A 14,596-nucleotide genomic window follows, 5' to 3' on the forward strand; every position below is an offset into this window, starting at 1 on the left:
CCCTCAGCTCGCCCAGCCGAGCACCCTTCGCAGCAGGCCAAGGTTGTGGTTCAGGCGAAGGTAATACTCGCGTTCCGGCCGGTCGCGGATCTGGAGCACGGCCAGTGGCGGGGTTGCGATCAGCATTTTGAGCGCGCGCGCGATTCTCTGGCTCCGCGTTTTCAAGCTCCTCAGTTCCACCTCGCCTTCCTTGCGGGCACGCTCGGTGAGCCATGCGCGCGTAAGACGGCCAGCATGGACCTTGTGGTCCACCACGAAGGCGTCCGAGTACCAGCAGCGATAGCCGGCCGCAATCAGGTCGGTCATCATCTGGGCCTCTTCCCCGCTGGCGAGGTTCGAGCCGACCCGACCCGTCGTGACGTCGAACCCGCCGAGCGCGTCCAGCGCGCTGCGGCGGAACAACATGTTGGCGCCGACGCCAATGGGATGATGGGTCGTGTCCACGAAGCCGTCCTCATCGACCACCGACAATAACAGGCGCGCCCGCGGCCCGAGGCTGCTCGGGGGCATTTCAAGGCTGCCGGCGTTGTCGGGCCAGTGTGGGATCACCCGCCCAGCCAGGATGGCGGTGTGGACGTCACAGCGGGCCGCGCAGGTGATCGCCGCCTCTACCCAGCCTGCGCGCGGCACAGCGTCGTCGTCCAGCAGCGCAATCCATTCGCCCCTACCGGCCTCGAAACCCGCGTTGCGGGCCAGGGCAACGCCGGGCTTGTCGAGCCGGATGAGGCTCAGTCCATCGCGTCCCCTCAGGTCCTCCAGCACCTCGGCATGCGCCGGCGCCGAGGCGCTGTCGATGACGATGACCTCCACCGGCTGGCCCGCGCACTGCGGCAGCAGGGCATTGACGTTCTCCAGAACGTCGTGGCTGCGATTGTGCGTGGCGATGACGATGCTGATGACCGGGGCACCGGCGCTGATATTCGGCGCGTCGTTGGCGTCCCTAGTGCCAATTCGACGGTTAAATTCCATCCCCATTCAGTCCAACGCCGCGTCCTGGGCGGCCGCCGGGCGCGCACCCAGGCCGATCGACCAAAAGAATGCGGCGCGCAACGGCGTCGGCGTCACGAGCTGCCTTACCGCCCGGAACGGAAATACCAGCAGCGCATGACGCACCGCGAATCGCACGCCTTTGGCATCCCCCCTGGCCGCCCGCTCCACCGCTGCATCGGCGAAATAGGTGTAGAACCCCAAGAGCGTGGCGAAATAGGAATGCAGCCACTCTTTCGGCGAGCGCCACTTGCGCCACACCGGCATGGCATGCCGCATGAACACCTTGCGCGTATAGGGAATCCGGCTCAGGACCAAGGCATCATAAGATCCCGACGGACGCTGGCGGAACAAGACGCAAGGCACGGTCACATGCTCCATATGCCCTCCTCGGGCGAGGCGCAATTGCCAGTCCCAGTCCTGGTCGGCCAGCAGGGTCTCGTCAAAATAACCGTACACGTCGCGTACCCCGACACGCGCCATCGTGGCGCCGATCTGCGGGAAATAGCCGTCGAGCATCATCTTCAGATGGTCGCCGTCGAGGCGGACGTCATAGGGAATTGGGGCGGCTATGGGCCGCAGATTAGGATCGGTCATCACGACCTGACCGAAGACCGCCTCGACTTCCGGCTGGCAGTCGAAGATTTGCAAATGCGACCGTACATGTTGCTCGGTCCAGACGTCGTCGTCGTCCAGAAAGGCTAGAAACTCGCCTGTGGCCGCCCGCATCGCCGCGTTACGCGCGGCCCCGGCGCCAGCAGTTGTCACGATGAGGTGCTGCGCGCCGTGGGCTTGCGTCACCTTGGCGGTGGCGTCGTGGTTGGAGCCGTTGTCGCCAACCAGAATCTCGAACGTCAGGTCGGGGCCTTCCAGCGCGCGGATGCTCGCCAGCGCCGGGTCCAGGAACTGCGGACGGTCGCGGGTCGGGACGACCACAGAAACGATGCGCACCTTATTCACCCCCACTCCTCCCACCGATCGAAGACGCCCGACAGGGCGGCCGAAAATACTCGGATGCTGTCGAAGCGCGTGATGAAGGTCCGCGCGATGGTGCCGGCCGAACGCGTCTCCTCGGCCTGCGCGTAGACCAGATCATAGCCAGCTGCCTTGGCCTCCCGCATAGCAACCGCCGTCCAGTTGGCCGACTGGCCAAGCGGGATTGCGAACGACGTCGGCGCAAAGCCGAGCCGAGCCTCAATCATAGCGCGCGAGCGGTCCAATTCCTCGCGCGCGGCGGGGCCGTCCAGTTGCCCAAAATCGGGATGGGTCGCGGAGTGGCTGCCGATTTCGGCGCCGTCGGCGACGAGGCGCTCCAGATCGCGCCAGCCCAGAACCTCGTCGGTCGCCCAGGGCGAGCCACCTTCGCTCCAGTCGGTGACCACGAAAAGGCTCCATGGTACCGCGAAGTCTTTCAGGATCGGCGCAGCCACGGTCATCACGCTGCGGAGGCCGTCATCGAACGTGATGGCGAGGTCCATTGGGTCGCCCCCCGTCCGCGCGATCTCCGAGGCTGGCACGAACCGGTAGCCCCGCGCCGCAGCCCACTCCAACTGGCGACGGAACAGCTTCGGCGGCACATCGTTGTGGTCCATCAGCGGCTGGCCGACCGAGTGGTAGGCCAGGATCCGGCCTCCTGAACGGGGTACGCGTCGGCCTAGAATGGACAAACCTTGACGTTCGATGGCCATACGTGGCCCGACCACATGACGCCTTTCGACACCGAACGCGCGCACAGCGCGCTTCAGAACCTTCGGTGCTCGCCCAAGCATACCCACTTTCGCCCTCTTTCCTTTACCCGAGTCGAATAGCAAGCCTGAGCCAGCTATGGCTTCTGACGAACCCGAGGCGCCTAAAGCCCCATCCCGTCGAACGGCACCCCTCTATCGGGAGAAAGAGCAAGGCTCTGACAGGCTGTCGAAACTGTTTTGGTCGAGGAGCGTATCAGATTCAAACCATGCACAGACCAGAGTCAAAAAGGGTATCTCCGCCACTTTTTGGGCAGCCTGCTAAATCAAAAGTGTAAATCACGATGGCTGCCGGAACTGGAAGCCCCCTTCGTGCGGGTCGCTCCTGAAGGCCGGTCAGTCTGCGTCCTGGCATCGCACACGCGGCCGCCGAAGTGCCGGCCGGCAAACTTTACAATTGAACCCAAAAATTAACTGCCGCTCCTTAGCCGGCCACCAACCGGGGCAGCCATTCAGGCAGCAGGTTTCGGATGGCGTCCCAGGGCCCGTCGAAGGTCCTGGTCCGCGCCAGGCGCCCCCATACCCGTAGCCGTTCGGGCAGCGACATCAGGCGCACAGAACGTTTCAGGATCGCCTCGACCGTGTCGAACTCGCCGAACACCCCATTGAGCAGGATGTCGGGATAACCGTCATAGAATTCCTCGTCCGCGGGCGCGCCCTGCCCACGAAGCGGCGTGACTGGCGGGATCGCCAGGGCCTTGGCGTAGAGCGCCTCCAGGCTTGCCAGCCAATTGGGCGCGGTGTGCAGCCGCTTGACGTTGGACGCCGTCTCATCGCCCCGCTGACGCAGGGCCTCTGGGGCAGCGAGCCAGTCCGCCAGGATGCGGTTGTAGTCCGCCATGGAGGTGGCAAAGCCAATGGTTGGCGCCAGCCCGGGCATATCGGTGCTCATGACGTTCGCATCCGACGGATAGGGAAACAGCGTCACGCAGGGCGCGCCCAGCCCGCCGGCTTCCAGCATCGAGGTAATCGAAACAAAGGGGTACGAGTCAAGGTAGATGTCCGCCGCCTCGAAGGCGAGCGACGGATCGGGCGTCTCCGGCCGTCCCATGATCCGCCCGCCAGTCGCCGCTGTGGCCTGTTGCCAGTCGACCGGCTCCCCCGGCCCTATGACCAACAATCGCGCATCGGGACGAGCCAGGAGCGCCTCGACATGCATATCGGCGAACGAGACCCCGCCCATCGTGCGGTATTTCACGCCTCGCGCCACGGACACCAGAAGCGGTCCGCCGGCCGGAATGCCGAGCCTCTGCCGCGCCTCGGCCCGGCTGTGCTTGCGTACCGGCAAATCGATCTGGATCGGCAGGATGGCGTGACGCTCCGCTGGGATCGCACGCCGTTCCACCACCAGCCGCTCGCCCGACACCCGCGAACTGGCGATCAGGTCGCACACCGATAGCCCGACCCAGAACGCGTGGTCGGCGTGGTTGATCAAGACCACGGGCGGTCGGTTGCGCTCGTCAGCAAAGGCTATGCCCGGCGTCGGGTCCTCGTTGCTGACGTGCAGGACGACGAGGTCGAAATCGAGCGACAACTTGCGGAGCGCACGGGCCCATTCCACCGGTCCGCCGCGCGTCGCGCCGATCATATGGACGTGTCCGCCACGAGCCTCCACGGCCTCGCGCACCGACGGCGGCGGCTCCCCGGGATGGCGCAACAGGGCCAAGGAGTGATGACGCGCCTCATCGGCGGCGATCCAACGGCGCATCATCCGGGTGAGGCCGCCGACCTCGTTCAGAGCGGTGGCCACATGCAGCACGCGGCCGACCTGCGTCCGCGCCGGTCGCGCAGCTTCGGCGTTTGCGGAGAGCGTCCGTCGCGCGATCTCGATCAGTATTTGCTCAAGCGGCTCTGACCGATAGAAGCCGCAGTGCCGCTTCCGTGCAAGCGTGACGGCCGCCTCTACATAGGCCGCCGCGGAGTTGAGGTCATCAGCCTCCAGGCAGCGCTCAGCCTCACCCCGAAGGCTTTGGAACTCTGCGTAGTTGTGACGCATACGCACCACCTCTGGCTCGCAGGGCACGCTTTCAGATCGCATCGTTTCCGGCATCCTTCCCCCAAGGTCGCAGCCTGCCTTAAAACTTGTTATACCGAGTGGCCAAGGCTTGCCAAGCGACAAGGCAGGTTACATAGAAATGGTCACCGACGCTGCCAATCCGATCTTTGAGCGCGCGCCAAGGCTCGCATCCGATTTGCAGGAGATGGCGCGAGACAGACAGCTCCAGGGGGGAAGCGATGCCGATTTCCGACAGTGTGGTTCTGCGTGGCGAGGTCGTCGTCCATCACCCCAATCTGGTGAACCTCTACGGCTGCGAGGTCGGTAACGGCTCGCGCATCGGCGCCTTCGTCGAGATTCAGAAAAATTCCTGCATCGGCGAGCGCTGCAAGATCTCTTCGCACACATTCATCTGCGAGGGCGTGACCATCGAGGACGAGGTCTTCATCGGTCATGGGGTGATGTTCACCAACGACCGCCTTCCCCGAGCCACCAACCTGGACGGGAGCGCCCAGAGTGATGCCGACTGGAAGGTCGAGCCGACCCTGGTCAAGAAGGGCGCCTCCATCGGCTCCAACGCCACTATCACCCCGGGCGTGACCATCGGAGAGCGGGCACTGATCGGCGCCGGCGCCGTCGTCACCCGTGATATCCCCGCCTTCGCCATTGCCGCCGGCGTTCCAGCCCGCGTGGTCGGAGACGTAAGGACCGCAAAGCCTGGCTGACTCCCCTGTCGGCAGGGTTTCTATACACCGAATTGCGATCTTTGGTGGATTTAGAGAGATCGTTTGAGGTACTTCCAGGGCCCGCCCTCGCCTGGCTGGATGATGCTGGTTAGGTCTTGATGACCCAACGGCCATAGTGACCGCACGGCTTTGCCGCTTCAAACTACGAGTTGAAGAGGTCGAGATGGCACGACATTGGACGATCAATTGGCGACTTCCTTTCTCAACCGACGACAGGCTTCAACGGGCCTCCAAGACTCCGGCGGGCCGGGGGTGGAGTGAAGGGTAGGTCAAAATGATCAATATCGGCATCATCGGTTACGGCTACTGGGGGCCGAACCTCCTGCGCAACTTCATGGAGTTTCCCGATGCCCGGGTCCGCATAGTCGCCGACCTGGATCCCAAGAAGCGCGAGTTGGTGGAGCGTCGCTATCCGGGTGTCCAGACCACCAGGGACGTCCAGGCGCTATTCCGCGATCCCGAGATCGACGCCATCGCCGTGGCGACGCCGGTCAATAGCCACTTCGAACTGGGCATGTCGGCGCTGAAGGCCGGCAAGCATCTCTGGCTCGAGAAGCCGATGACCGAAACCTCGCTACAGGCCAGGATGCTGGTCAATGAGGCCGACAAGCGCGGATTGACCCTGATCGTCGACCACACGTTCATTTATACCGGTGCGGTCCGGAAGATGCGCGAGATCGTCGCCGCCGGCGACCTCGGCCAGATTTATTATTACGACGCAACCCGGGTGAACCTGGGCCTCTTCCAGAAGGACGTGAACGTCATCTCCGACCTGGCGGTCCACGATTTCGCGATCATCGACCGTCTGTTTGAAGAGCATCCGACCGCGGTTTCGGCCAGCGGCATCAACCATTTCCCCGGCACGCCGGAAAATCTGGCCTATATCTCGCTGTTTTACGACTCCGGCATGATGGCGCACATTAATGTGAGTTGGCTGGCTCCGGTGAAGGTGCGCAACATCCTGGTGGGCGGCTCCAACAAGATGATCACCTATGACGATCTGGAGCCCTCCGAGAAGGTCAAGGTCTACGACAAGGGCGTGTCCTTCACCGACGACCCGGCCAAGATCCACGAGATGCGCGTGGGCTACCGGACGGGCGACATGTGGGCGCCCAAGCTCGACTCCACGGAGGCCCTGCGCATCGCTGGCCAGGAGTGGATCGACTGCATCATCGAAAAGAAGGTTCCGACCGCTGATGGCCGGCTTGGCCTGCGCGTGGTGGAAATCATCGAAGCCGCCACCAGTTCCATGCGCGGGCGTGGCGAAACCGTTCACCTGCGACGCAAAGACGCCGCCTGATATGATCCCGTTCGTCGATCTCACTACCCAGTATGTCTCGATCAAGTCCGAGGTAGATGCCGCCATTCAGCGCACCCTGGAGACCTCTCAGTTCATCCTGGGCGCCGATGTCGCTGAATTCGAAAAGGAATTCGCCGCCTATTCGCAAGCGGCCTTCGGCGCCGGCGTCAACACCGGCACCAGCGCCCTGCACCTGGGCCTGCTGGCCGCCGGGATTGGGCCCGGCGACGAGGTGATCACCTCCCCCTTCACCTTCGTGGCGACAGTGGCGGCCATTTACTACACAGGCGCGACCCCCGTGCTCGTCGATATCGATCCTGCAACCTACACCATCGACCCGGCTCAGATCGAGGCCGCGGTCACGCCGGCCACCAAGGCGATTATCCCGGTCCACCTCTACGGCCAGCCGGCCGACATGGACCCGATCATGGCCATCGCCCGGAAGCACGGCCTGATGGTGCTGGAAGACGCCTGCCAGGCTCACGGCGCGGAATACAAAGGCAAGCGCGTCGGCGCCATCGGCGACATGGCAGCTTTCAGCTTCTATCCCGGCAAGAACCTTGGCGCCTATGGCGAAGGCGGTATGCTGACGACCGACAACGCCGACCACAACCGCGCCGTACGCATGCTGCGCGACTGGGGCGCCGAGCGGAAGTACCACCACGAAGTCAAGGGCTACAACTACCGACTGGAAGGCCTTCAGGGCTCTATCCTGCGCGTGAAGCTCAAGTACCTGGACCGGTGGACCGAGCAGCGCCGCGCCACTGCCGCCCGCTATGACGCCATGTTCGCCGGCACCGGGCTGCCGACCCCCTTCGTGCGCGATGATGTGCGCCACGTCTACCACATCTACGCCATCCGCACGCCCGACCGCGCCGGCTGGCAGGAGGCGCTGAACGCCCAGGGGATCCAGTCAGGCATCCACTATCCCATTCCGGTGCACCTGCTGCCCGCCTACGCCGACCTCGGCTACAAGCAGAGCCAGTTCCCGCACTCCGAAAAGGCCGCCGCCGAGGTTCTGTCCCTACCGATGTTTCCGGAGTTCACGGAGCAGCAGCAGGACGTGGTGGTGGCCGCCGTCAAGGAATTGCAAGCAAGCGTTTGACGAGCGGGTCCCCGCTCAGCCGGAAACAGGCCTACTAAGGCGCCTCCAAACCGATGACAAGGAAATACGATGAAACTTGAAGGCTCTCGCATCCTGGTGACCGGCGGCTGCGGTCTGATCGGCTCGACCACCATCGACCTGCTACTGAAGGAGCACGCGCCGGAAAAGATCGTGATCCTCGACAACCTGGTCCGTGGCAGCCTGCAAAACGTCCAGGACGCCCTGCAAGACCCGCGCGTCGAACTCGTCGAAGGTGACATTCGCGACGTGGCGGCTGTCCACAAGGCCACTGACGGGATGGACGCCGTCATCCACATGGCAACCTTGAGGGTCATCGCCTGCGCCGCCGAGCCTCGCGAAGCCCTCGGCGTCATGTGCGATGGCAGCTACAACGTCATTGAGGCCGCCCAGGCCAAAGGCGTGAAAAAGATCTGCGCGGCCTCCTCGGCCTCGGTCTACGGCTTGGCCGACCTCTTCCCGACCGATGAGAGCCACCATCCCTACAACAACCGCACCTGGTACGGCGCCAGCAAGATCATGCTGGAAGGCCTGTTGCGCTCGTTCAACGACATGTACGGCCTGCCCTACGTGGCCTTGCGCTATTTCAACGTGTACGGCCCGCGCATGGACCTGCACGGTAAGTATACCGAGGTTCTGATCCGCTGGATGGACCGCATCGACGCCGGCCAGCCGCCGCTGATCCTCGGCGACGGGTCCGCCACCATGGACTTCGTCTATATCGAGGACATCGCCCGAGCCAACATCCTTTCCCTGCTGTCGGACGTGGAGGACGACGTGTTCAACATCGCCAGCGGCGTGGAGACTAGCCTGAACGACCTGGCCGCCTCGCTCCTGCGCGTGATGGGCTCCAAACTCCAGCCGGAGTACGGGCCCGAGCGCAAGGTGAACCCCGTCTCACGGCGCCTGGCCGACACGTCGAAGGCAGAGAAGATGCTGGGCTTCAAGGCGACCATTGACCTGGACCAGGGCCTCACCCGCCTGGTCGAATGGTGGCGCGCCAATCGCGAGCAGGTGACTGACGGCCCACTCGGGCGGCGAAGCTCTCCTGATAGGCTTCGCACGCCGCCTGCGCGCGACGCTGAGTTTTCCCTGATAGGGATTGCGCGGGCCAGATAGCGCCACAAGCTTGCCGCTCCGGCTAGCGCCATGCACTTCACCTGGGTGCGATCGGACCAGCACACAATCTTGGCAAGCGGACCAGCGTCAAGGAAGTCACTGCAGAAGTGACGTGCTGCAGCTCGTGGGGTTGGGTCCCTCGGCGTAACTGGAATGGCGGCGGCTCTGCCTTCCTGATTACCGCCGACTGGCCCGACATCTGGCGCGTACTTCGGGGCGGCTGATCACGCGCCACATTAAGGATCAGCCGTTGCCTCCGACCGTGATGCCAATTGTTTTCACATTGCACGCGGCCACTGATAGCGACCATCGTCTGAAACAACGTGTCGAGTGCGTTCGTCCACTGGGCTCTAATTTGCAGATTTGCAGCGCCTGCAAATCGGCTGGCGCTCCGAGAGCCAAGTACAAAATTTTGAAGCAATTCTGGATCGTAAACTCCCCGGGGGCACGGCGACCAGGGGGGCAGCTACCCGCCTCTCGTTCATGTGATCGGTGGGGAAGACGACACTGGTCGACAAGCCGACGTAGGCTGCCTGGAGCGTATCAGTTCAGCCAAGGACCATTCCAGCGAATACCACAGTGAGAAGCAGTGACACTGGCACGGCTAGAAGGCAGCACATCTCGATGGTTCTGGTATCTTGCTGCTTGTCCATCTTCGCCGTCTCGCATTGTTCGCTGTCATTTTGACGCTAGCGGGTCGCCGATGGAAGCCGGTCCGAGCGAGGCCGCTCGAGAAGCAGCCGGGGTGCTGTATATTAGCAACACCTTGGCCGATCCCAGGCAGCCGCCATCTCCGGCATTGCCTCCAACGATCACGGCACGGCCTCGAACAGCGCCGCCGAGAAAATAGGGTGCGAGCATTCAGAAAGGCAGGCCAACGCCAACACGATGTCGCATGAGGCAAGTTCCGGCATCACGCCCCCTTGGATCTGCGTCGGCCACGAGTATGCGATTGTTCAGGCCGGCCAGTCTGCGGCTTACCCGAGGCGCCAGGAAGACGACTTCTTTCCCGATCCTTTTCCCACCGGGAGTTTGTCATTGTCGGCGAGGTTGCTGAGGAAGCCGACGAGCATCTTCGCCTGCTCGGACGTGCAGGAATATAACCGCCGTTGGGCTTCGGTTCGCGATTTGACAATTCCGAGTTTGGCCATATCGATCAAATGCTGTGAAAGGGCGGACTGTGTCCCACCGACCAAAGAGACCAGCTCCGACACCGATCTCTCACCATCCATCAGATGAACAAGGATCAGCAACCGCTTGCTGAAACCCAGGACCGCGAGTAGCCGCGAGGCAGCGGAGAGCTGCCTTAGCGAAGGCCGGCCCTTAGCTCGCGGAGGGATCATCTTTGATTTCAGCCATACGCTGTCTCACGTAGGTACTCAAATCCACCTCGCCGCGGCTAAACACACTAAAGCCCGCCACTGAGGGAACGGTGGCGGGCCTTGTTTGAAAACTGTCCGAACAACTCTCGGGCGCCTCTGTCGGGGGCGTCGAGTAGTGAACTTGGGCCGACAGGATCGGTTCCCGGCCGGAAGCAAAAAATCCCGCCGGCGGAAGCCAGCGGGCGGTGGTAACGGCAGATCTTTCGGTTAGCTGGTCGGGCCTGTGACCGTGATCGACGAAGAGGTTCCGGCCGTAACAGCGGACAGTGAGATCGGCAAAAGAATTGAAAAAACCGGCCCGCGGGGAAGGAATACATAAACTTTGATGGGTCACATTAGAGCTTGGTTCGCCGGCTCGTGGTAATTGCACGCTCGCTAATGTCTGTCGGGGGTTTGGAATGTTCAGGATTTTGCGCGGCTTTGCCCGCTCCAGCAGCGGGTCGATGATGCCGCTCTTCCTGGTGAGCCTGATGCCCCTGATCGCCGTGATCGGCTTCTCGGTCGATTATACCGGCGCCGTCCAGACCAAATCCAACCAGCAGCAGGCGCTGGATGCCGCGATCCTGACGATCACCACCATGGACACCACGTCGACGCTGGCGCAGCGCCAGACGCTGCTCCAGGATTCCTTTACCGCCAATGGCGGGCAGGGCACCGCGACGCTGACCAACTTCGCGGCTGGCAACACCACCACCGCCACCACGGCGCAGGCCACGGCAAGCTTCGCCATGCCGACCGTTTTCATGTCGATTGCCAGGATCAACACCGTACCGATCGCCGTCGGCGCGGCGGTCAGCAAGCCGCCGGCGCTGGTTGCGGCTACCTTCAAGGTCTCCGGGGTTTCGGGTTACTGGAACAAGACAATGACGCTTTACGGCACGCAATTCGGCGCGACGGTGGCCAAGCCGCTGATGACGATCGATTATACCTATGGGAACACCAAGGATCCCAAGGGCTATGGCACGACCAATGTCAACGTCCTCACCACCGATTCAGCCGGCAAGACCGTCACCACGCTGGTCCAGAAGCAGGTCTGCACCGTAGGCAACAATCCGCCAAGCGGCGTGACCCTCAAGACCGATGCGAGCGGCACGAAATACTACTGCGTCGATACGATGTATCCGGCCAACAGCGCCGGCGCGGCGATCGACGTCAGCGCGATGGGCGGCCTCTATTTGCAGATGGACGTACCGTCGGGCAACCCGAAAAAGCTGATCTCGAATGATCCGACGACGTCCAACCGGCTCTATAGCGGGTTGAGTGCGACCACCCTGACCGAAACGGCCACCGGTCAGCCTGTCGATATCTTCAGCGTCGTGCCTTGTGGCGCGACAGCCTATCAGGCCTGGGAAGACGGCGGCAACTCGGTCCCGGCCCCAGTCAGCAATGCCGACTTCTTCTACAACGTGACCGGCAAATGCGACTTCAACAAGCGGCCCTCGCAGACGGCACTGACGCAGTGACGTGGACGATCCCCCACAAGGGGAGATTGGATGTGGTGCGGTGGCGTCAGTGTCTCGCCTGCGGCGGCTGCAACGTACCAAATGGGCGCCCGACAAGGGCTACCGGAGCAAACCTTGAGTCTGTTGAATGTACGGTTAGGTTGGTCGGAAGAGGCGCGACAGCGTAGGGTATACTCCTACGTGACGTCCTCGAACTCCCCTTCTCGGCGTAACTTTTGAGCCAAGGTCAGCCATTTATTACAACGTCGTGCTGGGCTTAAAACCTGATGTGACGCGCCGATGATAGGTCACGCGCTTGGAAGGTCCCGATTACCAGTAAGGCCGGGATTGAGGCCGCTGGCTACCGGTCAGCTTCCAAGCTGATCTCCCGAGAAAGCGGTCATCCGTGGTCAGCGTCTGCCCTCCGCGCCCTTGTCTCCAGTATCTTGCGCGCGACGAGCGATGCGCCGTCGGCCAGGCCGAAGCGCACCGCTACGTGGACACCCGCTACCGTCTCCTCGCCGTGGTTGCTGGCGATCAGGTCAAGCGACAGCAACGATAGCCGCCACGATTCGGCGTCAGCACCATACGCGCGAACCAGGGATCGACATTGACCCTGACCTTACCGCTGACGTTTGCGGCGGCGCCGGAAGATGACATTGCGGATTGGGGTCCTTCTTCACCGAACAATGACTCGGCGCCCCCGCTTCGGACAATGGCAGTTTGGCGGAGGAGCTTCATCAGACCGCTACATGGCGCGGCCGCCGGTGACGGCTATGACCGCGCCAGTGACGTAACTTGCATCTGCCGAGGCAAGCAGAACATAGGCCGCTACCAACTCCGCCGGATGAGCGGGCCGGCCGATAGGCGTGTTTCGGCCAAACTCGGCAACTTTCTCCGGCGGCATGGTCGAAGGGATAAGCGGTGTCCAGACGGGTCCGGGAGCAACGGCGTTGACGCGGACGCCGCGCTTGGCGACCATCTTGGCTAGCCCTTTGGTCAGGTTCACGATGGCGCCCTTGGTGGCCGCGTAAGCCAGCAACTGTGGAGATGGGTCAGCTGCCTGGATGGATGCCGTGTTGATATGCTGGCACCTTCCCCCATGTGTTGTAATGCGGCTTTCGACAAAAAGAACTGACTGTAGATGTTCGTCCGGAATGTCCGGTCCAGTTCTTCTGCTGTGAGATCGGCAATATCATCGACGGCGGTCTGGTGGGCAGCGTTGTTGACCAAAATGTCAACTCGCCCAAACTGGCGCATGGCCGTCTCGATATCTCAATGTCATGGCTTTCGTCCCCTACGTCGCCGGGAACGAGGATTGCACGTCGTCCCGGGCGCTCGACCCAACCAGCCGTCTCGCGCGCATCATCGTGTTCGTTCAAATACGCCAGAACAATATCGGCACCTTCTCTGGCAAAAGCGACCGCCACGGCGCGACCGATACCGGAGTCTCCACCAGTGATGATCGCCGTTCGCCCTTCGAGCTTGCCACTCCCCTTGTAACTATACTCTCCGTGATCGGGTCGAGGAGACATTTCGTTCGTTTCGCCCGGAATGTCCTGCTGCTGCTTCGGCAGTTTCTCTTCCAGGTCCCGGGTGTCCACGCCAGAGGTCATGTGCATTGTCTCCTTTGAAACCAATCCCGAACGACGCTGACGTGAGGATGTTCCCCACACTTCATACACGTCGACTCGAGCCGGTTGGGCCGGCTGACCCCTCGTTGAGCACCTCGCAATGATTGACTTGGCGACTGGCAGGATCACCGCGAGTTGCCCTAAGCCCGGCACGAGGAGGAGGTGGCTATCTGGAGATGAAACTCCAACCCCAGGAAGAACATCAATAGGATCAACTCACAGCTGCCGCGACCGTAGTGAGCGCTGCTTTCGCCAGCGTGACTCATGACGGACGCGCCGGACTCGGGCTGAGAACAGCGAGATTCTTCCCGATCATCCGGAACATAAGTCGGCGCTTGCAGTTCGACGGGCAGCGGGCACGGTCGACCATCTGGGTGCCAGTGGCTCGCTTGCGAGAGGGACGAGGCCCGCTCGCAGACCAGGTAGATAGCAATGTGCAAAGTCCTCTCCCGGTACCCGCACCAGGCAGCGGACTTGGGAATGAGCATTCCTGCCGATACGCAATCGGGTAGTTGGAGAGTCGGCAAACCGTCGGCAAATGGCTGTGCTGATTCAGCAAACCATGGCCTGGGGCTCTCAGTGTGGCGCACCGCCGGCCAGAAGATATCGGTAGCCGTTCGTCGTCATCCAGCGGGCGCGGGCCAGATGCGTCTCCCACGACCGGAAGGCCCGCTCCGGTTGCTGGTCAGGATCTATGTGGAGGACGATCCTGGCCACCTTCGCGCCAATCCGCATCTTCAGCCGCCGCGTCGAGCAGGCGGATGTAGGTGAGCAGCCGCTCCTCATCATAGCCGGTCAGGACCGAGGCATTCGGCGCGACGTCGGCAACATCGGGATCGAGAAGCGGCTTAAGCATGTATCGAATCGCTAATGTTTGGCGGCGATCCCGAAGGAACTATTATTCAGGTCGAGTTATGATCATAACAAATAGAAACGATCATTCCTAGAACGATAGTTCCCTTTCTGGTCCCTAAGGATTGTAGCCCCACGAGCGATCCGGAATGCAGGCGCTCCTGACGTCTGTTGAACGACTACTGGTCGCCGCATCGGTCCTGCCCAGCATTCATTGTATTGGCGGTTTACCGAATGGCATCGGACTGCCTGTTGCGCGCAGGCGTGAAT

At 62.4% G+C, this 14,596-nt stretch carries 10 protein-coding genes and 2 pseudogenes; 5 read left to right on the forward strand and 7 right to left on the reverse strand.

Annotated features, from left to right (window positions below):
- Positions 1–3: 3 nt before the first annotated feature.
- The 4 genes from LB555_RS00050 to LB555_RS00065 form a co-directional block, all read right to left on the reverse strand.
- Complete coding sequence (locus tag LB555_RS00050; RefSeq protein WP_140877020.1) at positions 4–975, reverse strand: glycosyltransferase family 2 protein; 972 nt, start codon at positions 973–975, stop codon at positions 4–6.
- Positions 976–1,947, reverse strand: coding sequence for a glycosyltransferase family 2 protein (locus tag LB555_RS00055; protein WP_181174040.1), 972 nt, complete (start codon positions 1,945–1,947; stop codon positions 976–978).
- A complete protein-coding gene (locus tag LB555_RS00060) occupies positions 1,944–2,675 on the reverse strand; it encodes a polysaccharide deacetylase family protein (RefSeq protein ID WP_224682075.1) in 732 nt (243 codons plus the stop codon). The genes LB555_RS00055 and LB555_RS00060 overlap by 4 nt, the downstream gene beginning before the upstream one ends.
- Positions 2,676–3,156: 481 nt before the next feature.
- A complete protein-coding gene (locus tag LB555_RS00065) occupies positions 3,157–4,728 on the reverse strand; it encodes a glycosyltransferase family 4 protein (RefSeq protein ID WP_140877016.1) in 1,572 nt (523 codons plus the stop codon).
- A 239-nt stretch (positions 4,729–4,967) separates the two neighbouring features.
- Here LB555_RS00065 and LB555_RS00070 point away from each other — a divergent pair, with 239 nt between their 5' ends.
- The 4 genes from LB555_RS00070 to LB555_RS00085 all read left to right on the forward strand — a co-directional run bounded on the left by LB555_RS00070 (position 4,968) and on the right by LB555_RS00085 (position 9,016).
- Entirely contained in the window at positions 4,968–5,453 is a 486-nt protein-coding gene (locus tag LB555_RS00070) for an acyltransferase (protein WP_140793327.1), read from the forward strand.
- 295 nt (positions 5,454–5,748) lie between these two features.
- Positions 5,749–6,774 (forward strand): Gfo/Idh/MocA family protein, encoded by a 1,026-nt coding sequence (locus tag LB555_RS00075; RefSeq protein WP_140793325.1) that lies wholly within the window; start codon positions 5,749–5,751, stop codon positions 6,772–6,774.
- Position 6,775: 1 nt separating this feature from the next.
- Entirely contained in the window at positions 6,776–7,879 is a 1,104-nt protein-coding gene (locus LB555_RS00080; protein WP_140877014.1) for a DegT/DnrJ/EryC1/StrS family aminotransferase, read from the forward strand.
- 69 nt (positions 7,880–7,948) lie between these two features.
- Positions 7,949–9,016, forward strand: a complete 1,068-nt coding sequence (locus LB555_RS00085) for an NAD-dependent epimerase/dehydratase family protein (protein WP_140877012.1) — start codon at positions 7,949–7,951, stop codon at positions 9,014–9,016.
- Between the two features lie 977 nt (positions 9,017–9,993).
- On the opposite strand, the gene LB555_RS29415 is transcribed toward LB555_RS00085, so the two are convergent.
- Entirely contained in the window at positions 9,994–10,359 is a 366-nt protein-coding gene (locus LB555_RS29415) for an ArsR/SmtB family transcription factor (RefSeq protein WP_140877010.1), read from the reverse strand.
- A gap of 437 nt (positions 10,360–10,796) precedes the next feature.
- On the opposite strand from LB555_RS29415, the gene LB555_RS00095 reads away from it, so the two are divergent.
- On the forward strand, positions 10,797–11,861 hold the full coding sequence (locus LB555_RS00095) for a TadE/TadG family type IV pilus assembly protein (RefSeq protein WP_140877008.1): 1,065 nt from the start codon (positions 10,797–10,799) through the stop codon (positions 11,859–11,861).
- Positions 11,862–12,588: 727 nt separating this feature from the next.
- Here LB555_RS00095 and LB555_RS00100 read toward each other — a convergent pair.
- Positions 12,589–13,456, reverse strand: a pseudogene (locus LB555_RS00100) (SDR family oxidoreductase).
- A gap of 594 nt (positions 13,457–14,050) precedes the next feature.
- Positions 14,051–14,330 (reverse strand): annotated as a pseudogene (locus tag LB555_RS00105) (DNA -binding domain-containing protein).
- Positions 14,331–14,596 lie beyond the last annotated feature (266 nt).

Source organism: Mesorhizobium sp. BR-1-1-10, assembly GCF_020165595.1.
GTDB lineage: Bacteria > Pseudomonadota > Alphaproteobacteria > Rhizobiales > Rhizobiaceae > Mesorhizobium > Mesorhizobium australicum.

Bases quoted from the DNA above. Each gene is read 5' to 3' on its own strand.
- LB555_RS00050 (WP_140877020.1), bottom strand. From the start codon at position 975: ATGGGGATGGAATTTAACCGTCGAATTGGCACTAGGGACGCCAACGAC.
- LB555_RS00060 (WP_224682075.1), bottom strand. From the start codon at position 2,675: ATGGCCATCGAACGTCAAGGTTTGTCCATTCTAGGCCGACGCGTACCC.
- LB555_RS00065 (WP_140877016.1), bottom strand. From the start codon at position 4,728: ATGCGTCACAACTACGCAGAGTTCCAAAGCCTTCGGGGTGAGGCTGAG.
- LB555_RS00070 (WP_140793327.1), top strand. From the start codon at position 4,968: ATGCCGATTTCCGACAGTGTGGTTCTGCGTGGCGAGGTCGTCGTCCAT.
- LB555_RS00075 (WP_140793325.1), top strand. From the start codon at position 5,749: ATGATCAATATCGGCATCATCGGTTACGGCTACTGGGGGCCGAACCTC.
- LB555_RS00080 (WP_140877014.1), top strand. From the start codon at position 6,776: ATGATCCCGTTCGTCGATCTCACTACCCAGTATGTCTCGATCAAGTCC.
- LB555_RS00085 (WP_140877012.1), top strand. From the start codon at position 7,949: ATGAAACTTGAAGGCTCTCGCATCCTGGTGACCGGCGGCTGCGGTCTG.
- LB555_RS29415 (WP_140877010.1), bottom strand. From the start codon at position 10,359: ATGATCCCTCCGCGAGCTAAGGGCCGGCCTTCGCTAAGGCAGCTCTCC.
- LB555_RS00095 (WP_140877008.1), top strand. From the start codon at position 10,797: ATGTTCAGGATTTTGCGCGGCTTTGCCCGCTCCAGCAGCGGGTCGATG.